This window comes from Cryptosporangium japonicum, from assembly GCF_039524755.1.
Taxonomy (GTDB): domain Bacteria; phylum Actinomycetota; class Actinomycetes; order Mycobacteriales; family Cryptosporangiaceae; genus Cryptosporangium; species Cryptosporangium japonicum.
The window spans coordinates 84,646-104,811 of sequence record NZ_BAAAGX010000037.1 but is presented as its reverse complement, the minus strand read 5'-3'; the positions used below and the strand labels follow the sequence as shown (position 1 = coordinate 104,811).

The window sequence follows — 20,166 nt, the reverse complement described above, 5'->3', positions numbered from 1 at the left end:
CCAGCGCTGCGGCTGCGCCGGCGGACGCCGAAGAGGCCGATCTCGCCGGACGGCTCGATGACGCTCATGGAGCACATCCGTGAGCTGCGTGACCGCCTGTTCAAGGCGTGCCTGGGGATTCTCCTCGGTCTGTGCATCGGTTTGTACTTCTCGAAACCGGTGGAGCGGTTCCTGACCGATCCGTACTGCGAGCGTTTCGCGGCCGGGTGTTCGTTCAACGCGGCCACCCCGCTCGAGCCGACGATCGTCCGACTGAAGATCGCGCTCTACCTGGGCCTGATCATCGCGTCGCCGATCTGGCTGTACCAGCTGTGGGCGTTCATCGCGCCCGGTCTGCACTCGCGTGAGCGCAAGTGGGCCTACGGGTTCATCGCGATCGCGGTGCCGCTGTTCGTCGCCGGCGCGGTGCTCGCGCACTTCGTCATCGCCAAGGGCATCCAGTTCCTGCTCCCGGTGGACGGCGACTACCAGCTCACCACGAACATCGCCGGCTACATCGACTTCGTCACCGGGATGTTGCTCATCTTCGGCGTCGGGTTCGAGTTCCCGCTGATCGTGTTCATGCTGAACCTGGCCGGTGTGGCGAGCGCGCGGCGCCTGCTCGGGTGGTGGCGGGCGGCGGTGTTCCTCACGTTCGCGTTCACCGCGGTCGTGACGCCCACGCCCGACCCGTTCGGCATGACCGCGCTCGGCGCCTGCATGACCGCGCTGTACTTCGCCGCGGTCGGCGCGGCGTTCCTCAACGAGAAGCGGCGCGCGAGGGCCGCGGCCCGGAGCTCGTACGCCGGCATCGACGACGACCAGGCGTCCGAGATCGAGACCGTGCTCGACCCGGTCGAGACCAGCGGTCCGGTGCGCAGGAGCGGCCCGGTCGAGCCCAGTGAGGCTCCGCGCCCGACGCGCGACGAAGACCTCTGACCCGCGATCCGCCCTCGCCGGCCGGCGAGGGCGGATTCGGCGTTAGAGTTCGCCGTGCCTCCCGACTACTCGCAACGCCTGGTGGTGCTCGCCCACCCGCGTGCCGGGCGCGGCCAGGTGGGGCGGCGTCTGCCGGCGGTGCTGGCGGCCCTCGGCCCGGCTGACCCGCTGCTCCTGCCGGCCACCACCCGGGCCGACGCCCTGCGCGCGGTCACCGAGGCCGTGGCGGCCGACGCCCGGGGCGTGATCGCGGTGGGCGGCGACGGCACCGCGCACCTCGCGCTCCAAGCCGTGGCCGGCACCCGGGTCCCGCTCGGCCTGGTTCCGCTCGGCACCGGCAACGACCTGGCCGACGCCGTCGGTGTGCCGGCGGACCCGCCGGCCGCGGCGCGCGCGATCCTCGCCGACCTCGACGCCGGCCGCACCACGACGATCGACGCGGTCCGGATCGACCGGGACGGCCCGGAGCGCTGGTACGCCGCGATCCTCTCGGTGGGCTTCGACTCCGCGGTCAACGCCCGCGCCAACCGCATGCGCTGGCCCCGCGGCCCCCGCCGCTACGACCTGGCGATCCTCGCCGAGCTGGCCCGCCTGCGCACCTATCCGCTGACGCTCCGGCTCGACGACACCACCGTCGAGACCCCGGCCCTGCTCGCCGCCGTGGGCAACACCCGCAGCTACGGCGGCGGCATGCGCATGTGCCCGGCCGCCGACCCCACCGACGGCCTGCTCGACGTCACCGTCGTCGAACCGGTCAGCCGCCTCGAGCTGATCCGCGTCAAACCCCGGCTCTACTCGGGCACCCACGTCGATCACCCGGCGGTCCGTACCTACCGCGCCGCCCGCATCCGGGTCGACGCACCGGGTGCCGCCGTGTTCGCCGACGGCGAGCCGTCCGGCGCGCTGCCGCTGCTGCTGGCCGCCGTGCCCGGCGCGGTGCGCCTGCTCGGGGCGTCGGGGCAACCCTCGAGCTGACCGTGAGACCGCTCAACTCCGACCACGGCGTGCCGATAGGGCGGTGAGCTACCCGAGAGGATGGATCCCGCCGTGCCCGTCAGACACCGCTGGAGCGCCGTGCGTGCCCGGGTGGGCGCCGCGCTGATCGGGCTCGCCGTGCTCCTCGGCGCGGTCGTCGCACCGCTGCCCGCGCAGGCCGACCCGTACTGGCGGGTCCGTGTCTACGTCGCCCCCGGGAAGTCGTCGTGCACCCTGCGGTGGGTCCGCAGCTACTGGGACGGCCCGGTCAACGCCTACAAGGTCTGGGTCGTGCCCCAGGAGGTCGGCCCCAACGCCCCGCAGACCTACCGGCAGATCAGCGTGACGCCGCCGCTCGCCGGGCGCGCCGCGAACGTCAGGGTCGGCGGGCTGACGCGCGGCGCCGCGTACGTGTTCTGGCTGCAGGCGTTCTACCCGAGCTACTTCCGCAGCGGGCCGATCAACATGCAGGTGGCCACGACCGAGGTGTGCGTCCCGACCTGAGAACTGTCGGCGGGGGATGCGAGGATGCATCCCGGCTGATCGGCGAGCGGGCGGGGGCGGGAACGGTGCTGGCGGACGTCGTCGATCGCCTGCGGTGCCCGCACTGCGCCGACGACGCGGTCGGCCTGGCGCTGAGCGGGCGCACCCTGCGCTGCCCCAACGGCCACTCGTTCGACGTGGCGAAGCAGGGCTACGTCAGCCTGCTCACCGGCCACGCCCCGCCGGTACCCGGTGACACCGCCGCGATGGTCGCCGCCCGCGAGGCCTTCCTCGCCGGCGGCCACTTCACCCCGATCACGTCCGCCCTGGTCACCGCCGTCGCCGGGGTCGCGGGATCCGCGCCGGGCGTTCACCTGCTCGATCTGGGGGCGGGCACCGGGCACTACCTCGCCGCGGTGCTCGACGAGGTGCCGGGCGGGGTCGGGGTCGCGGCCGACATCTCCGGCTACGCGCTGCGCCGGGCGGCCAGGGCACACGCGCGTGCGGGTGCCGTCCGCTGCGACGCGTGGCGGCCGCTCCCGCTCCGATCGGGCGCGGTGGACGTCGTTCTCAACGTTTTCGCACCGCGCAACGGCGCGGAACTGAACCGCGTGCTGAACCCCGGCGGGGTCGTCCTGGTGGTCGCCCCCACCGACCGGCACCTACGCGAGCTCGCGTCCGCGGTGGGCGCGGTCTCGGTCGATCCCCGCAAAGCCGACCGCCTGGACGCGGCGCTCGGCCCGTACTTCACCCGGGCCGGGGGCGAGGTCGTGGAGGCGAGCTTGCGTCTGACCCACGCGGAGGCGGTCACCGCGGTCGCGATGGGGCCGGCCGCGTGGCACGTGGAGCCGGCGGTGCTCGCCGCCCGGGTCGCGGCGCTGCCGGAGCCGGTGGACGTCACGCTCTCGGTGACGCTCAGTACCTACAGGAGGTGACGGTGGAGCTGTTCTCGCTGGCCGGACGAGTGGCCCTGGTGACCGGCGGTAGTTCGGGCATCGGCCGGGCGATGGCCTCGGCGCTGGTGCGCGCGGGCGCCCGGGTGGTGGTCGTGGCGCGGGGCCGGGAGGCGCTCGACGCGACGGTGGCGGAGCTCGGCGTCGCGGCCGTGAGCGCGGATCTCGGTGTGCGTTCCGAGGTGGTTCGCGCCGCGGACGAAGCCGCCGCCATCTACGGGGAACCCGACATCCTGATCACCGCGGCGGCGATCAACCACCGCCCCCCGATGGACGAGCTGACGCTCGACGACTGGGACGCCACGATCGAGCTCAACCTCACCGCGCCGTTCCTGCTCGGGCAGCGCTTCGGGCCGCGGATGGCCGAGCGGGGCTGGGGCCGGATCATCCACGTCGCGTCCCAGCAGGCCGTGCGGGCGTACCTGAACAGCGGCGCGTACGGCGCGTCGAAGGGCGGCGTGACCGCGCTGACCCGCTCGCAGGCCGAGGCGTGGTCGTCGCGCGGCGTGTGCGTGAACTCGGTGGCACCGGGCGTGGTGCGCACTCCGCTGACCGCCCCGGTCTTCGCCGACCCGTCGAAGGCCGCGGCGATGGCGGCACGCACGATGATCGGCCGCAACGGCGAGCCCTCCGACTACGAGGGCGTGGCCGTCTTCCTGTCCGGCGACGCGTGCGCCTACGTCACCGGCCAGACGCTCTTCGTCGACGGCGGCTTCTCCGTGCACTAGAACGGCGGGCCCCCGAAGGAGCCCGCCGCCCGGGTCAGCCGAGGTCGGTGTACGTGTACGTCGAGGCCGCCGTGATGCCCTGCGTCGCGCCGTTCGCCGGCGTGAAGTTCACCGTCACCGGTCCCGCCGTGCCCGCGGGGATGTTGGTGCAGGTGACCGTCGTGTCTTCCTTGCTGCCGCTCCCCGCGGAACAGGTCGCGCCGACCGCGTCGAACTGCCAGCCGGTGGCGCCCTTGAGGCCCACCCCGGTGATCGTGATGGCGGGCTTGTCGCTGGAGCCGGTCGTGCCGGCCGTGGGCCCACTGACCACGCTGAGCTTCGTCACGACGGCGACGTACTTGGCGTTGGACGCGTCGGGGGTGCCGGTGACGCCGTCGCTGAGCACCATCACCGAGACCGTGCCGCTGGTTCCGGTGGGTGTTCCGGCGGGCGCGGTGATCGTGAGCGTGTCGGTGGTCCCGCCGTAGGCGACCTTCGCGGTGGCGCCGTTGACCGTGGCGGTGATCTTCTTGGTGGTCACGTCTCCCGAGGAGGTGACGCCCGCGCCGGTGATGCTGGCGGTGAAGTTCGTTCCGCCCGCCGCGCTCAGCTTCGTGTTGGCGGGAACGGTGACGGTGATCGGCGCGATGTAGCTGAAGTTGTCGGTCGAGGTGTCACTGCTCGCTCCGTTGGCGTTCGTCACGAAGACGGACACCGCACCCGTTCCGGCCGGGGCCTTGACCGCGATCTGCGTGTCGGACAGGACGATGACGTTGGTGGCGGGCGTGCCGCCGGCCGCGGTGGCGCCGAACGTGACGCCACTGGACTCGTTGACGCCGTTGAAGCCCGTGCCGGTGATCAGGACCGCCGTGCCGCCGGACGTCGAGCCCTTGGTGACGCTGAGCGCCTTGACCGTCGGTTCGCCCGCGGCCTGGGCGATGTCCGCGAAGCCGAGGGCGCCGATCATGCCGCCGAAGGCCAGGCAACCGGCCAGCACGGTCGCCGTCGCGCGACGCGGACGGCAGGAGGTATCGAGCATCTCTGTCTCCATGCGAGAGCGGGGTGGTGTGTGCCGCGTCGATGCACGGCCGTAACTCGTCGCGAAACAGACAAACATGAACTAAAGGGCTTAACAACTACCGAGGTGGCGAATCGGCGCATCGCCGACCCCCGGGTGGGGTCGGCGATGCGAGCGGAGGGTCAGAGATCCGAGTACACGTAAATCGAGCCGGCGGTGACGCCCGCGACGCGGCCGTCGGTGAACGTCGGGAGCACCGGAGCGGCACCCGCCGTGCCGGCCGGCACGTTCGCGCACGTCCAGAGCGTGTCGTCCTTGCCGTTGACCGGCGCGCACGTCGCCTTGGCCGAGCCGATCGAGAACCCGGTCGCACCGCTCAGGCCGACGCCGGCGATCGTCAGCGCGGGCTTGCCGGCGACGCCCGGCGTACCGGAGACCTTGCCGGAGACGGCGCTGAGCTTGGTCACCACCGCCACGTACCGGGCGTGCGTGGTGTCCGCCGCGCCGGCTACGCCGTTGTTCAGGATCACGACCGAGACCTTGCCGCCGGTCTTCGTCGGGGTGCCGGCCGGGGCGACCAGGTCGACGTGCGTGGCGTCGACCCAGGTCAGGCCGGCAGCGTTCCCGTCGACCGTCGCGGTGATCTTCCTCTGTGCGAACGTGCCGGTCGACGTGCCGAGGTCGAGGGCCTTGGCGGTCAGCGTGACCCGGACGCTGGTGCCGCCGGCGGCGGAGAGACTCGTCTTGTCCGGAAGCTGGACGCTGATCGGCTCGAGGTAGGAGAAATCGTCGGCGGGGGTATCGGGGCTGGTGTTCGCGCCGTCGGTGACCGAGATCTGAACCTTCGTGCCGGTGCCCGCGGGCGCGGTGGCGGCGATCTGCGTGTCGGAGAGCACCAGGAACGTGCTGGCCGGGGTCTTGCCGAACAGCACCGCGGACTTGCTCTTCGGGTCGACGCGGCTGAAGCCCTTACCGGTGATCACGGTGTTCGTGCCGCCGGCCGTGTTACCGAAGGCGCTGCTCAGCCCCGAGATCGTGATCACCGCAGGAGCCGTGGCCGTCGGCTTGGGTGAGCCGCTGGGCTTGGGTGAGCCACTGGGCTTGGGCGTGGCGCTCGGTTTGGCGCTCGCCGGAGCCGTGGGCTTGGGTTTGGCCGACGCGGCGAGTGCGGGTGACGCGGTCGCGAGCGTGCCGACGCCGAGGGCACCGGTGCCGAGCAGGGCGACAACGGCGGCGGCGCGGCGGGCGCGGGTGTCGAGGGTCACGGGACGTCTCCTCCGGACGACAAGTGTCGGTTCGGAGAAGACGTCGGCGCCCGCCGGTGCCGCCGGGTGCTCAGCCGGTATCAGCCGGGGAGCGGCCCCGCCCCGCCCCCGATCCGCACCTCGGGCGGTACACCGGCGAGCGCCAGCACCGCGGCCAGGCCGTGCACCGCACCGGGCGGGCTGGCCGGCAGGACGAGCGCGGGCATCTCCACCTCGACCGCCCCCGCGTCGGCCGTCGTGTCGCCCACCATCAGCGCCCGCTCCGGCTCCACGCCCAGCTCCTCGCAGGCCACGCGGAAGATCTTCGGGCTCGGCTTCATCGCGTCGACCTCGTACGAGAACACGAACGCGTCGACGAACCGCGTCAACCCGTGGTGGTCGAACGTCGGCCGCAGATCGTGGGCGATGTTGCTGACCACCGCGATCTTCACCCCGTGAGATGCCAGCGCGGACAGCACCGGTTCGGTGTCCGCGTACGGAACCCAGGCCTCCGGCGGGAACATCGCGTCGTACAGCGCCGACGCCAGCCGCGGGTCCGGCAGGTCGGCGCGCGCCATCAGCGCGGTGTACGCGTCGCGGTGCTGCTCGACCGACAGATCACGCGACGCGTACGCCTCGATCAGCGCGCCGGTCAGGTCGGACGGGGCCGGGCCGCCGGGCCGCCCGGCCCACAGCAGCCGCTCGACCAGCGCGGACGACTCGGCGTCGGTGAAGGCCAGGCCGAGCGGGCCGGCGGCGCGGCGCAACCAGTCCGCGGGCGGCTCGACCGCCAGCAACGTTCCGGAGAAATCGAACAGGACGGCGTCGATCGGACGAAGAGACACGCCTCAATTTATCTCTCGCGTTCTCGCGTAGCCTTGGCCGCATGAGCAGCCCCGCCGAGCAGTACGCGGCGGCACGTCGGCGCGCCGGCCACCCGGCCTACACCGACTTCACCGCGCAGCTGTCGTTCGATCTTGATGACTTCCAGCGGGAGGCGTGCGAGGCGCTCGAAGACGGGCGCGGGGTGCTGGTGTGCGCCCCGACCGGTGCCGGCAAGACCGTCGTCGGTGAGTTCGCCGTGCATCTGGCCCTCCGTCAGGGCACCAAATGCTTCTACACGACGCCGATCAAGGCGTTGTCGAACCAGAAGTTCAACGACCTCGTCGCCCGCTACGGCGCCGACAAGGTCGGCCTGCTGACCGGTGACAACGCGATCAACGGCGACGCGCCCGTGGTGGTCATGACCACCGAGGTGCTGCGCAACATGCTGTACGCGAACTCCGCGACGCTGGAGCACCTGGCCTACGTGGTGATGGACGAGGTCCACTACCTGGCCGACCGCTTCCGCGGCGCGGTCTGGGAGGAGGTGATCATCCACCTCCCCGAGTCGGTGTCGCTGGTCTCGCTCTCGGCGACGGTCAGCAACGCCGAGGAGTTCGCGGAGTGGCTGGTCACGGTCCGGGGCGACACCGCGGTCGTCGTCTCCGAGCACCGCCCGGTGCCGCTCTGGCAGCACGTCCTCGTCGGCCGCCGGATGTTCGATCTCTTCACCGAAAAGAAGACCGAGAACCTCACGAACAAGGACGTCGATCCGGACCTCACCCGGTACGTCCGCGAGCAGCTGCGCAAGGTCCAGTACACCCGTTCCGGCCGCCCGATCCGGGCCAAGAACCTGGTCCCGTTCCGATCCGACGTCATCGAGCGCCTCGACCGCGAGGGCCTGCTCCCGGCGATCACGTTCGTGTTCAGCCGCGCGGGCTGCGACGCCGCGGTGCAGCAGTGCATGGCCGCGGGGCTGCGTCTGACCACACCGGACGAGCGGGCCGAGATCCGCGCGATCGCCGAGGAGCGCACCCGCGACCTCGCCGCCGAGGACCTGCAGGTGCTGGGCTACTGGGAGTGGCTCGACGGGCTGCAGCGCGGCCTGGCCGCCCACCATGCCGGGCTGCTGCCGGTCTACAAGGAGGTCGTCGAGGAGCTGTTCGTCCGCGGCCTGGTCAAGGCGGTGTTCGCCACCGAGACGCTCGCGCTCGGCATCAACATGCCGGCGCGTTCCGTCGTCCTCGAGCGGTTGGTGAAGTTCAACGGCGAGACCCACGTCGACCTGACCGCGGGGGAGTACACGCAGCTCACCGGCCGCGCCGGGCGCCGCGGCATCGACGTCGAGGGCCACGCGGTCGTGGTCTGGTCGCCGGAGATCGACCCGCGTCACGTCGCCGGCCTCGCGTCCACCCGCACGTACCCGCTGCGCAGCAGCTTCCGGCCGTCCTACAACATGGCCGTGAACCTGGTCGGTTCGGTCGGGCGGGAACGCGCCCGCGAGCTGCTGGAGACGTCGTTCGCCCAGTTCCAGGCCGACCGGGCCGTCGTCGGCCTGGCCAAGCAGGCCCAGCGCCAGCACGACGCGCTCGACGCCTACCAGGAGTCGATGACCTGTCACCTCGGTGACTTCGCCGAGTACGCGGCGCTGCGCCGCCAGATCAAGGACCGCGAGAACGCGCTGGCCCGGCAGGGCGCCAACCAGCGCCGGGCCGCGGCCGCCGATTCGCTGGAGAAACTGCGCATCGGCGACGTCATCATGGTGCCCACCGGGCGCCGGTCCGGCCTCGCGGTCGTGCTCGACCCCGGGGTCCAGCCGCTCGGCGAGGCCCGCCCGCTCGTGCTCACCGCCGACCGCTGGGCCGGGCGGCTCTCCCTGGCCGACTTCACCGCCGAGATCGACGTCCTCACCCGGATGCGGGTGCCGAAGCACTTCAACCACCGCTCGCCGCAGGCCCGCCGGGACCTGGCGTCGGCGCTGCGCACGGCCGGGTCCGACCTGACCGGCGTCCGGAAGCGGAAGGGGCGCGCCGCCGCCGCGGACGACGAGCTGCTCGGGGAGCTGCGCACCGCGCTCCGGCGCCACCCCTGCCACGGGTGCAACGACCGCGAGGAGCACGCGCGCTGGGCCGAGCGCTTCGACCGGCTCTCGCGGGAGACCCACCAGCTCGAACAGCGTGTGCACAACCGCACGAACTCGCTCGCGCGCACGTTCGACCAGGTCTGCGGCCTGCTGGAGAGCCGCGGCTACCTGGACGGCGAGCGGGTGACCGACGCCGGGCGCGGGCTGGCCCGGATCTGGTCGGAGTCCGACCTGCTGGTCGCCGAGTGCCTGCGCGCCGAGGTCTGGGAGGGCCTGTCCGCGCCGGAGCTGGCCGGAGCGGTGTCCGCGCTGGTGTACGAGGCGCGGCGCGCCGACGAGAGCCCCACCCCGGTGCCCAACGGCCCGCTGCGTGATTCGCTCGCCGTCGTCGGCCGGCTGGCGTCCGAGCTCGCCCGCGACGAGGGGGAGCGCGGCCTGTCCCTCACCCGCGAGCCCGACTTCGGGTTCGTCTGGCCGGCCTACCGGTGGGCGCGTGGTGAGCCGCTGGAGCGGGTCCTCACGTCCGTCGCCGGGATCGAGGGCGAGATGCCGGCCGGTGACTTCGTGCGCTGGTGCCGTCAGGTGCTCGACCTGCTCGACCAGATCGCGTCGGCGGCTCCGGCGGGCAGCGGCCTGCGCTCCACGGCCCGCGCCGCGATCGACGCCACCCGGCGCGGAGTGGTCGCCTACACCGCCTTGTAGCGCGCCGATCGCCCGGTTAATGCCGTTTCTTGTGCTTTGATTCCGGCGTTCCGGGCGATCGGCGTTCCTACTTGACAGGGGGTTCGGTGCGGCACGAGGGCAGTGGGCAGAACGGACACGACCGCACTTTCCTCGCAGACAGTGCCCGCGAGTCGGCGGACGGTGTCGACATCGCCGCGGACCACGCGGCGTTCTCGGCCGCGTTCGCGGCTCCCCGGGAGCACCACGACTTCATCGACGACTTCGTCGATCTGGTCGGCCACCACCTGCGGACGCCGCTGACCGCGATCCGCACCCTGCTCGAGCTGCTCGCCGACGACAGCGGCGGCGGCCTCGACCCGGCGACCGCCCGGCGGCTCGTCGGCGCGGTGCAGGCGAACTCCGACCGGATGCTGCGCGTGATCGACACGCTGCTGCTGCTCGCGCGGGCCCGGCACGCCGAGTCGGCGCGTGACCACGTGCCGGTCGACCTGGCGGCGGTCGTCGACCGGGTCGGCTCGGCGATGGCGCCGGCCGCCGACGGCAGCGGCATCTCGATGACCGTGGAGGCCACCGATCCGGTGTGGACGGTCGGCGACCCGGTACTGCTCGAACGCGCGATCGGGCACCTGGCCGGCAACGCGCTGCGCTTCACCGACCGCGGCGGCCGGCTCAGCCTGCGTGCGCTGGCCGAGCCCCGTCCGGCGATCGAGGTGCAGGACACCGGCGTCGGCATCCCGCCCGAGCGTCAGCCGGGCCTGCTGCGGCCGCTCGTGCTCACCGCGGGAACCGGCGCCGACGACGACGCCCACCTGGGGCTCGGCACGGTCAGCGCGATCGCCCGGGCCCATCGGGGCGACATCGACGTCCGGTCGGCGCCCGGCCGCGGGACGACGTTCCGGATCACGTTCCCGACAGCGCCTTCGTGAGGCGGCCGATCGCGCTCTCGAGCCCCCACCGCTCCGCCAGGGCTTCGACCCGCTCCGGGTCGACCGGGGTGCTCGGGAGCGCGTCGGTGACCGGCGGGATCGGGACGTTCCGCGCCACCCGCACGACGTCCGGCGCGACCGCCAGGTACTCCCGGGCCGCGTCCAACCGCTTCCACGACGACGCCGGCAGCGCCGCGTTGCGCGCGTCGACGGCCGCGAGCAGCCCGGTCAGGTCGCCGAACCGCCCCAGCAGACCGGCCGCGGTCTTCTCCCCGATCCCGGCCACGCCGGGCAGACCGTCGCTCGGGTCGCCACGCAGCGTCGCGAAGTCGGCGTACTGGCTCGGCTCGACGCCGTACTTGGCCCGCACCGCCGCCGCGTCCATCTCCTCCAGCTTCGCCACGCCCCGGCCGGTGTAGAGCACCCGCACGCCGCTCGTGTCGTCGATCAGCTGGATGAGGTCGCGGTCACCGGTCACGACGTCGACCGGACCGGGGCCGCGGGTGGCCAGCGTCCCGATCACGTCGTCGGCCTCGTAGTCGGCGGCGCCCACGCTCGCGATGCCGACCGCGGCGAGCACCTCGAGCAGCACCGGCACCTGCGGGCTCAGCTCGTCGGGGATCTCCTCCTCGTCGGGTGCGCCGGCCACCCGGTGCGCCTTGTACGAGGGCACCAGCGCGACCCGCCAGGCCGGCCGCCAGTCCTCGTCCAGGCAGGCCACCAGCCGGCGCGGCCGGAACCTCGTGATCAACGTGGAGGTCATGTCGAGGAAGCCGCGCACGGCGTTGATCGGCGTGCCGTCCGGCGCCGTGATCGACGTCGGCACGCCGTAGAACGCCCGGAAGTACATGCTTGCGGCGTCGATGAGCATCAGTGAGCCGGGTGTCGTGATCACGGGGTCAGCCTGCCAGACTTCGCCTCACCGGTCGCGCAGGGACAATGGGACGCATGGACAACGTGAAGATCAGCGACGCCCCCGACGAGAGCCGGTACGAAGCGGACCTCGACGGTGCACTGGCCGGTGTGGTCGAGTACCAGCTCGACGGCGAGACCATCGTGTTCACCCACACCGGGGTTCCGCCGGAGTTCGAGGGCCGCGGCATCGCCTCCCAGCTGGCCCGGCACGTGCTCGACGACGCCCGCCGCCGTGGCCTGCAGGTCTTACCGCGCTGCCCGTACATCGCCGGCTGGATCGCCCGCCACCCCGACTACCTGGATCTGGTCCCCGAGGCGTCACGCGCGCGGTTCAAGTTGCCCGCTTCGTCCTGAGGGCCGCGTTCCTGTCGGGGGTCCGTCGTACTGTGAACGGCATGTCTGACGCCCTCTACCCGTCCGACCGGCTCCGGGTGGCCCAGCGGGCCGCGGCCGCGGCCGGTCTGGACGCGCTCCTGCTGACGCCCGGCGCCGACCTGCGTTACCTCACCGGCTACGACGCGCACGCGCTGGAGCGGCTGACCTGCCTGGTGCTGCCCGCCGACGGCGACCCGGTGCTGGTCGTGCCGGCCCTCGAGGAGGCGGCCGCGAAGGCGTCACCGGCCGGCGGCCTCGATCTGGAGATCCGCGCCTTCGCCGAGGGCGCGGACGCGTACGGGCTGATCCGCGATCTGATCCCGGCGTCGCGGCGTCTCGGCCTCGCCGACCGGATGTGGGCCGAACAGGTGCTCGCGTTCCGCGCGGCCTTCCCGGCCGCCGAGCAGGTGCTGGCCGGCGGCGTGCTCCGCCCGCTCCGGGTGCGCAAATCCCCGGCCGAGGTCGAGGCGTTGCGCCGCGCCGGCCAGGCCATCGACCGCGTCCACGAGCGGATGGGCGAGTGGCTCGTCGCCGGCCGCACCGAGGCCGCCGTGGGCCGCGACATCGCCGACGCGATCCTGAGCGAAGGGCACGCCACCGTGTCGTTCGTGATCGTCGGCTCCGGCCCGAACGGCGCCAGCCCGCACCACGCGGTGTCCGACCGGGTGATCGAGGACGGCGACCCGGTGGTCGTCGACATCGGCGGCGTCACCGTGGACGGCTACTGTTCCGACTCCACCCGCACCTACGTGCTCGGCGCCCCGCCGGAGGGGTTCGCCACCGCGTACGCGGTACTGCAGGAAGCCCAGGAGGCCGGCGTGGCCGCCGTCCGCCCGGGCGTCACCGCCGAGTCGGTGGACGCCGCCTGCCGCGACGTCCTGACCGCGGCCGGTTACGGCGACGCGTTCATCCACCGCACCGGTCACGGGATCGGCCTGGAGGAACACGAGGAGCCCTGGATCATCGGCGGGAACCCGACGGTGCTGGAGGAGGGGATGGCCTTCAGCGTGGAGCCGGGCTTCTACCTGGCCGGGCGCTACGGGGCGCGCATCGAGGACATCGTGGTGTGCGGCGCCGACGGCCCCGATCGCCTGAACGTGACGCCCCGCACGCTGACGTTGCTCTGAGCCCGCGGGAGTGGGCCGTCGCCGACGTCAGAAGAGCCAGCGGTCGAGCACACCGGGCCAGAACTGCCGCTCGTGATCGCCGTCGGCGATGGCGGCCGGATCGATGGCTTCGATCCGCCGGAGCAGCTCGGCGAGTTCGGACAGTGCCTGCGCCTCGGCCTCGGCGCTCTCCTCCCAGCGGTCGAGGACTGCGGAGTCGGCGAGCCAGCGGCCGACCAGGTGCAGCGAGCACAGCCATAGGCTGATCGAGGAGTTGACGAAGGAACTGGCTCCAGCTTTCGACCAGAGGCGAACCTCGCCGGTCTCCGGTGCGGCACCGAACTCCCAGGTCGTGTGCCCGAGCGTGGCGTCTTCGTCGCAGTGCCGAGCGAGCCGGTACCTGGTGGGCTCGGCGCGAAAGGAGACCTCGACGACGAGGTCGTCGACGAGCGGGACGCCGGTGAAGATCAACGCGTCCTTCGCTGATTCCGGGAGCGCCCAGGCCTCGATGCCGGTCGGGGTCGCCCGTCGGACACGCCCGCGGCCGGCCCATGACTCGAGCTCCTCCGCCGTGGGCGGCGTCAGAGGCGGATCAGAGAACACGTTCCGACGATAGTTCGACGGCTTCCTCCGCTGGGCGTCTGCGGGGGTTCCACTCATCTACGCGAAACCGGATCCTCGTTGCCACGGCTGCCGCCAGCGCCATGACCACCCGAAACTCGGCGCCCTGCGTGCCTGTGTCGTGCGTGCCAGCGCTGTGCGTTTGTGCCCGTGGCGCACGTGCCCGTGCCGTATGCGCCTGTTCTGTGCGTGCCTGTTCTGTGCGTGCCTGTTCTGTGCGTGCCTGTTCTGTGCGTGCCTGCGCTGTGCGTGCCCGCGCTGTGCGTGCGTGCCCGCGCCTGCGTGCCCGCGCCGTGCGTGCGCGTGTGCCAGCACCGTGCGTGTGTGCCAGCGCGCTTCAGGAGCGCGCGGCGGCAGGGCGTCGGCAAATGCCGGTCGCTTCCGACCGAGGAATCTTCATGGATCTGCTCACGCGAGGCGGGCCGGGCGGGGAGCGCTTGGAGGAGGCGCTTTCCAGGACTCACGGCGCCCTTGGAGGGCTGGAGGGGCGATGCGCAGGGCTTGAAGGTGCGCCGGTGGGCGGGCAATCGCAGCACTCTGAGCAACCTCGGCAGGGCGCGAGTCAGCTCGGCGTCGCGCTCGCATCTTCACCGTGGACCTGCTCGCGCGAGCCGGGCCGGGCGGGAGTGCTTGGACGAGATACTTTTCCCTGCTTCGCGGCGCCCTGGAGGGGTGAAGCGGCCACGCGAAGGGCTTGAAGGTGCGCCAGTTGGTAGGCAGCCGTAGCGCTCTGAGCAACCCCGGCGCGGTGAGAGGCGGGTAGGTCGCATCTTCACCATGGATCTGCTCGCGCGAGCGGGGCCGGGCGGGAGAGCTTGGGAGAGGCGCTTTCCAGGCCTCGCGGCGCCCTTGAGGGCTGGGGGTCATGCGTAGGGGCTTGAAAGGCCGCCGGCGGGCGGGCGATCGCGGCGCTCCGCGCAACCTCGGCAGGGTGCGAGCCAGCTGGGCGTAGTGCTCGCATCTTCACGATGAGGCTGCTCGCGCGAGCCGGGTCGGGCGGGAGTGCTTGGAAGAGGTGCTTTCCCAGCCCGCGGCGCCCTTGAGGGGTGAAGCGGCCACGCGCAGGGGTCGGAGGTGCGCCGGTGGGCGGGCAATCGCGGCGCTTCGAGCGACCCCGGCAGGGTGGGAGACAGCTGGGCGTAGTGCTCGTATGCGAGCGGGCACCTCTGTGCATCCAGGGCCATCTGCGCGGCTGTCGGGGGCCGGAGGGAGCAGCGTCACGTCAGGCCTCGGTCGCGGGCGTAGAGGGCGGCCTGGGTGCGGTCGCGGAGGCCCAGGCGGCTGAGGATGTTGGACACGTGGTTCTTCACGGTGCCCTCGCTGACGACCAGGGCGGCCGCGATTTCGCGGTTGGTGGCGCCTCGGGCGAGGCAGCGGAGGACGTCCACCTCCCGGGCGGTGAGGCCGTCGGGGGCGGGGGACGGGAGCGGGCCGCCTCGGTCGGCCACGGCGAGCAGGCGGGCCGTGACCGCCGGGTCGAACTGGTCGACGCCGGCGTGGGCCATGCGAACCGCGCGGGCCAGCTCCGCCGCGGGGAGATCTTTGAGCAGGTATCCGTTGGCGCCGGCCCGCAGTGCCCGCACGACGTAGTCCTCGTCGTCGAAGGTCGTGAGCATGACGACGCGACTGTCGGGCGCCTGCCGGCGTACCGCGGCGGTGGCTTCGACGCCGTCGGAGGCCGGCATGCGTACGTCCATGAGGACCACGTCCGGCCGGAGCCGCACGGCCAGCGCGACCGCTTCCCGCCCGTCAGCGGCCGTGCCGATCACCGAGATGCCGTCTTCCAGCTCGAGCAGCGACGCCACCCCCTCACGAACCAGCCGCTGATCGTCGACCACGAGCACCCGAGTCAGACCGACCACGCCCCGGTCGCCGCTCGAGCCCGCCCCGCCGCTCGAGCCCGCCCCGCCGGTCAAGCTCACGTCGCTGGTCATGCCCGCCCCGCTGGTCATGCCCGCCCCGCCGGTCATGCCCGCCCCGCCGGTCATGCCCGCCCCGCCGGTCAAGCTCGCCCCGCTGGTCATGCCCGCGTCGCTGGTCGGGCTCGCGTGACCGGTCGGGCTCGAGTGATCGGTCGGGTTCGTCACACCGGCTCCGGTCGGGCCGCGGTGTGCGTCGGGATGCGTGCGGTGAGCGTGGTGCCCGCTCCGATCGGCCCGTCGACCTCCAGCGCCCCGCCGACCGCACTCACCCGTTCACGCAACCCGACCAGCCCGAACCCCGAACCACCCCCGGCCCCGCTCGCCGGGGTGGACGCGAGTAGGCCGGAGCCGTCGTCGTGGACGGCCAGCGTCGTGGCGTCGGCGGCGAAGTGAACGGTCACCGAGATCGACCGGGCACCCGAGTGTCGCAGTGCGTTCGTGAGGCCCTCCTGCGCGACGCGGAACAGCACGTCCTCCGACCCCGCCGGGCACGGTGCCGCGCCGGACGCAGCGCAGGTGACCGCGACCCCCGTCGACCCCAGCCGCGCGACCAACTCGCCCAGCCGCCCCACCAGCGCCTCCGCCGCCCCTCCGCGCTCGGAATCCGCCCGCTCGGCCCACACCGGCGCCGCGGCCCGCGCCGCGAAGAGATCCGGCGCCGCGGCCGACGCCGCGACCAGGGTTGACGCCGCGACCGGGTCCGACGCCGCGACCGGGTCCGACGCCGCGACCGGGTCCGACGCCGCGACCGGGTCCGGAGCGCGGGGCTCGGGCGGTGGGGCGCGCAGGGCGGAGACCGAGCGGCGGACGTCGGCCAGAGCCTCGCGGGCCGACGCGCGCGCGTCGGCGACCGCCCGGTCGGCCACGCCGGGGTCACGCGGGCGGTACGCGGTGGCCTTCTCCAGCTGGATCGTCACCGCGGTGAGGTGGTGGCCGAGGCTGTCGTGCAGGTCGCGCGCGACCCGGTTGCGTTCGTCGGCGGCGGCGAGTGCGGCCACCCGTTCCCGGGACGCGGCCAGCTCACCCACGAGCCGCTCGGCGCGGGCCCGGTCGGTGTCCGCCGCGACGGTGGCCGCCGCCATCGCCACCGCCAGCACCAGCCCGACCGCGAACATCACCAGGTCACCGAGCGCCTCGCGGTCGGACGACCAGCCCGGCTCGGCGAACGTCCACCACGCGACCAGCGCGACGCCGCAGCCCGCCGCGGCCAGATGACCCGCCCGCCGGCCCCGGGTGAGGTAGACGGCGAACGGCACCAGCAGGAACAGCACCCGTGCGAGCCCGGACGTGTCGGCCGCCACCACGGCCACGATCAGTGCCGCCCGGCCGAGCAGCGTGGCCCGGCCGGAGCGCTCGAGGGCGACCAGCGCCAGCAGCCCGACGACGAACACCGCGGCCCGCCACGGCACGACCGGCGCCAACCCGGCGACCCCGAAGTACAGCCCGCCGGCCAGCACGGTGCCGTACAACGTGGACGCCACCTGAGCCAGCCGCATGGGTTCACGCTAACCGGACCGCGACCTGCGGAGAATCCGTCGAACGGCATAGGTCGGCAGTCACGGGCACCCGTGCCGTCCGGCGTCGGGATGCGCCCGGCGACACTGCCGCCGGCCGCCGCCGCGTCCCTACCGTCGAGGCTCCTCGACCACAAGGAGCGCTTCGATGACCGACTCCGCCCGCTACCGGCTGGCCGGTGCCGCCGGCCTGCTCACCGGCGTCCTGCTGCTCGTCAACGACCTGCGCCGGGAGGACCTCCTGCCGGAGAACGCGGTCACCGAGAGCATCGCGCCGGTGCCCGCGGTGCTCGCACTCTTCGCCCTGACCGGCCTCTACCTCTGGCAGCGGCACACCGCGGGCACGCTCGGCCTGGTGGGCTACGCGCTCAACCTGGCCGGCGTCGCGGGCCTGCTGATCGCCGAGTTCGCGAGCCACTTCCTCTTCGCCGACCTCACCACGGCCGAGGTCGAGGCGCTCGTGGACGGCCGGGCCCGGGTGGGCTTCCTGGTGATCGCGGCGGTGTTCGCGCTCGGCACGGTGCTGTTCGCGATCGTGTCCTGGCGGGCGTTCCCCCGGTGGGCGGTGGCGCTGTACGCGGTCGGGTTCCTGCTGGCGGCGCTGCGCGGAGCGGTCCCCGACGTCGTGGTCTCGGTCGGTTTCCTGCTCGGCTCCGCGGGGCTTCTCGGGCTCTCCTGGACGCTCTGGCGCGCGTCGTCGTCCGCACCGGCGCGCGTGGTGGCCGCCCCGGCGTGACCCGGCCCACCCGGTCCGACGCCGGGCGGGAACTGTCGGGGGCGGGGAGCACAATGACCTCCATGGCGACGCTCTACCGCAACGGCGAGGTCTACAGCCCCGCGGATCCTTTCGCGACCGCGCTGCTGGTCGAGGGCGACCGGGTGCTGTTCGTCGGCTCCGACGACGCGGCCGAGGCCGCCGCGTTCGGCGCCGACGAGGTCGTCGACCTGGCCGGTGCACTGGTCGTGCCGGGTTTTGTCGACGCACACGTGCACACCACCCAGACCGGCATCGGCCTGCTCGGTCTCGACCTCGCCGGCACCCCGTCGCTCACCGCCGCGCTGGATGCTCTCGCGCGTCACGTCGCGGCGCATCCCGGCGTCGTACTGGGCCACGGCTGGGACGAGACGGCGTGGCCGGAGGGCCGCCCGCCCACCACCGCCGAGCTCGACCGGGCGGCCGGTGACCGCCCGGTCTACCTAGCCCGGGTCGACGTGCACTCGGCCGCGGCGTCCAGCGCGCTGCGGTCGACCGTGCCCGGCCTCACCGGCCTTCCCGGGTACGACGCCGAGCAGCCGGTCACCCGCGACGCCCACCACGCCGTCCGGGGCATCGCGCTGGCGTCGGTCACCCCCGCCCAGCGGGCCGACGCCCAGCGCGCCACCCGCGCGCACGCCGCCGCGCGGGGAATCGTCGCGCTGCACGAGTGCGGCGGGCCCGACATCGGCGGCGAGGACGACTTCACCGGCCTCCTCGCGCTGGCCGCCGAGGAGCCCGGCCCGGACGTCTACGGCTACTGGGGCGAGTGGCGCGCGGCGGCGAAGGCCCGCGAGCTCGGCGCGGTCGGCGCCGGGGGAGACCTCTACGTCGACGGGGCGCTCGGCTCACGCACGGCTGCGCTCTCCACGCCCTACGCCGACGACGCCGGCACCAGCGGCCACCTCTACGCCGACGCCGACCAGATCGCCGAACACCTGGTCGACTCGGTGCGCCACGGCACCCAGGCCGGCTTCCACGCCATCGGCGACCGGGCGCTGGCCGCCGTCGCGGAGGGATTCGCGCTGGCGGCCGGAACCGTCGGTCTCGACCGGCTGCGCGTCGGGCGGCACCGGGTCGAGCACGCCTCGATGCTCGACACCGCGCTGATCAAGGCCCTGGTCAACCACGGGGCCGTGGCGAGCATGCAGCCGGCGTTCGAGGCCGCGTGGGGTGGCCCCGGCGGCATGTACGTCCAGCGGCTCGGTGCGGAGCGGGCCGAGACGCTGAACCCGTACGCGGCCCTGGCCGGGGTCGGCGTTCCGCTCGCGTTCGGTTCGGACGCCCCGGTCTCGCCGCTCGACCCGTGGGGCACCGTCCGCGCGGCCGCGTTCCCGCACCACCCGCGCCACGCGATCAGCGTCCGGGCGGCGTTCGCCGCGCACACCCGGGGCGGCTGGCGCGCGCTCGGCCGGGACGACGGCGGCATGCTGGTGCCGGGCGCGGTGGCGTCGTTCGCGGTCTGGGCGGTGGAGGAACTCGTCATCCAGGCCCCCGACGACCGCGTCGCCCGGTGGAGCACCGACCCGCGCGCCGGTGTGCAGGGCCTGCCCGCGCTGGGCGAGGGCGCCACCCCGCCGCGGTGTCTGCGCACGGTCGTCCGCGGCTCGACGGTGTTCACCGGCGAGTGAGACCACGGAGCGGGATGACACGCCGGTTGTCCGTTTTGTCTGATTCAGCGGGGCGGATTTCCCTTCGTCACGGTTGACCAGGCATGATGTCCGTACTGTCGGCGAAAGCCGGTATTGACAGGAGACGGACGGCAATTACGGTGTCCAGGTGACTTCCTCGGGCATCGGACGGCGACGGAACGTGCCTTTGCTAGCTGGGCAAACGCGGTGGCGCCACCGCAGGGGCCAGGTCCAGCCGGTGAAGGGTGGCGGGACGACGACGGTCGCGGCCGGTGCCAGGTCGCGGTGATGGTGGTGACGGAGGGTCAGTAGACAACGTCTGGCGTAGCGGGCAGCCAGCCGCTCCGCAGTCGGTCCGAAGGTCCTCCCGAACTCCTCCCGTACCGGTCGGGGAGCTCCGAAGCAGGGGCGCGGCGTGCACGCCGCGCCCCTGTGGCTTGTTCTGAGCGGCGTTACCACAGTGGGGTCGGTCGCATTGGTCGCCCCACCCGGCCCCGGATCGTCGGGGGAGTGGG

General features: G+C 73.2%; 18 protein-coding genes. 11 read left to right on the top strand and 7 right to left on the bottom strand.

The window, feature by feature from the left end; translation table 11 throughout:
* Positions 1-57: 57 nt before the first annotated feature.
* The 5 genes from tatC (at position 58) to ABD437_RS38705 (ending at position 4,057) form a co-directional block, all read left to right on the top strand.
* Positions 58-918, top strand: coding sequence for a twin-arginine translocase subunit TatC (gene tatC / locus ABD437_RS38725; protein WP_344653998.1), 861 nt, complete (start codon positions 58-60; stop codon positions 916-918).
* A 54-nt stretch (positions 919-972) separates the two neighbouring features.
* Positions 973-1,893, top strand: coding sequence for a diacylglycerol kinase family protein (locus ABD437_RS38720; RefSeq protein ID WP_344653963.1), 921 nt, complete (start codon positions 973-975; stop codon positions 1,891-1,893).
* A gap of 72 nt (positions 1,894-1,965) precedes the next feature.
* Positions 1,966-2,397, top strand: a complete 432-nt coding sequence (locus ABD437_RS38715; protein WP_344653962.1) for a hypothetical protein — start codon at positions 1,966-1,968, stop codon at positions 2,395-2,397.
* Positions 2,382-3,311: a putative RNA methyltransferase gene (locus ABD437_RS38710; protein ID WP_344653961.1), complete on the top strand. Its 930-nt coding sequence runs from the start codon at positions 2,382-2,384 to the stop codon at positions 3,309-3,311. The genes ABD437_RS38715 and ABD437_RS38710 overlap by 16 nt, the downstream gene beginning before the upstream one ends.
* A gap of 2 nt (positions 3,312-3,313) precedes the next feature.
* On the top strand, positions 3,314-4,057 hold the full coding sequence (locus tag ABD437_RS38705) for an SDR family NAD(P)-dependent oxidoreductase (RefSeq protein WP_344653960.1): 744 nt from the start codon (positions 3,314-3,316) through the stop codon (positions 4,055-4,057).
* Between the two features lie 34 nt (positions 4,058-4,091).
* Here the strand turns inward: ABD437_RS38705 and ABD437_RS38700 are convergent, their stop codons facing one another.
* The 3 genes from ABD437_RS38700 to ABD437_RS38690 form a co-directional block, all read right to left on the bottom strand.
* The gene (locus ABD437_RS38700; protein WP_344653959.1) at positions 4,092-5,075 is read right to left on the bottom strand and encodes an IPT/TIG domain-containing protein; all 984 of its coding nucleotides are present in this window, start codon (positions 5,073-5,075) and stop codon (positions 4,092-4,094) included.
* Between the two features lie 161 nt (positions 5,076-5,236).
* Positions 5,237-6,319, bottom strand: coding sequence for an IPT/TIG domain-containing protein (locus ABD437_RS38695; RefSeq protein WP_344653958.1), 1,083 nt, complete (start codon positions 6,317-6,319; stop codon positions 5,237-5,239).
* 80 nt (positions 6,320-6,399) lie between these two features.
* Positions 6,400-7,143: an HAD family hydrolase gene (locus tag ABD437_RS38690; protein ID WP_344653957.1), complete on the bottom strand. Its 744-nt coding sequence runs from the start codon at positions 7,141-7,143 to the stop codon at positions 6,400-6,402.
* Positions 7,144-7,184: 41 nt separating this feature from the next.
* On the opposite strand from ABD437_RS38690, the gene ABD437_RS38685 reads away from it, so the two are divergent.
* Both ABD437_RS38685 and ABD437_RS38680 read left to right on the top strand, forming a co-directional pair.
* On the top strand, positions 7,185-9,905 hold the full coding sequence (locus tag ABD437_RS38685) for a DEAD/DEAH box helicase (protein WP_344653956.1): 2,721 nt from the start codon (positions 7,185-7,187) through the stop codon (positions 9,903-9,905).
* A gap of 86 nt (positions 9,906-9,991) precedes the next feature.
* Positions 9,992-10,813, top strand: coding sequence for a sensor histidine kinase (locus ABD437_RS38680; protein ID WP_344653955.1), 822 nt, complete (start codon positions 9,992-9,994; stop codon positions 10,811-10,813).
* Here ABD437_RS38680 and ABD437_RS38675 read toward each other — a convergent pair.
* Complete coding sequence (locus ABD437_RS38675; RefSeq protein ID WP_344653997.1) at positions 10,788-11,684, bottom strand: 5'-3' exonuclease; 897 nt, start codon at positions 11,682-11,684, stop codon at positions 10,788-10,790. The two genes, ABD437_RS38680 and ABD437_RS38675, sit on opposite strands and share 26 nt — an antisense overlap.
* 77 nt (positions 11,685-11,761) lie before the next feature.
* Between ABD437_RS38675 and ABD437_RS38670 the strand changes: the two genes are divergently transcribed.
* Together ABD437_RS38670 and ABD437_RS38665 are read left to right on the top strand one after the other, a co-directional pair.
* Positions 11,762-12,082 carry a GNAT family N-acetyltransferase gene (locus tag ABD437_RS38670; RefSeq protein WP_344653954.1) on the top strand — a complete coding sequence of 107 codons (321 nt, stop codon included), beginning with the start codon at positions 11,762-11,764 and terminating at the stop codon, positions 12,080-12,082.
* A gap of 41 nt (positions 12,083-12,123) precedes the next feature.
* A complete protein-coding gene (locus ABD437_RS38665) occupies positions 12,124-13,230 on the top strand; it encodes a M24 family metallopeptidase (protein WP_344653953.1) in 1,107 nt (368 codons plus the stop codon).
* Between the two features lie 27 nt (positions 13,231-13,257).
* Here ABD437_RS38665 and ABD437_RS38660 read toward each other — a convergent pair whose 3' ends face one another.
* The 3 genes from ABD437_RS38660 to ABD437_RS38650 all read right to left on the bottom strand — a co-directional run bounded on the left by ABD437_RS38660 (position 13,258) and on the right by ABD437_RS38650 (position 17,248).
* Complete coding sequence (locus tag ABD437_RS38660) at positions 13,258-13,812, bottom strand: SUKH-4 family immunity protein (RefSeq protein ID WP_344653952.1); 555 nt, start codon at positions 13,810-13,812, stop codon at positions 13,258-13,260.
* A 1,235-nt stretch (positions 13,813-15,047) separates the two neighbouring features.
* A complete protein-coding gene (locus tag ABD437_RS38655; RefSeq protein ID WP_425558345.1) occupies positions 15,048-15,764 on the bottom strand; it encodes a response regulator in 717 nt (238 codons plus the stop codon).
* Positions 15,765-15,913: 149 nt separating this feature from the next.
* The gene (locus tag ABD437_RS38650; protein ID WP_344653951.1) at positions 15,914-17,248 is read right to left on the bottom strand and encodes a sensor histidine kinase; all 1,335 of its coding nucleotides are present in this window, start codon (positions 17,246-17,248) and stop codon (positions 15,914-15,916) included.
* Between the two features lie 166 nt (positions 17,249-17,414).
* On the opposite strand from ABD437_RS38650, the gene ABD437_RS38645 reads away from it, so the two are divergent.
* The gene (locus tag ABD437_RS38645; RefSeq protein ID WP_344653950.1) at positions 17,415-18,002 is read left to right on the top strand and encodes a hypothetical protein; all 588 of its coding nucleotides are present in this window, start codon (positions 17,415-17,417) and stop codon (positions 18,000-18,002) included.
* A gap of 53 nt (positions 18,003-18,055) precedes the next feature.
* A complete protein-coding gene (locus tag ABD437_RS38640) occupies positions 18,056-19,651 on the top strand; it encodes an amidohydrolase (protein ID WP_344653949.1) in 1,596 nt (531 codons plus the stop codon).
* The last annotated feature ends 515 nt before the right edge of the window (positions 19,652-20,166 follow it).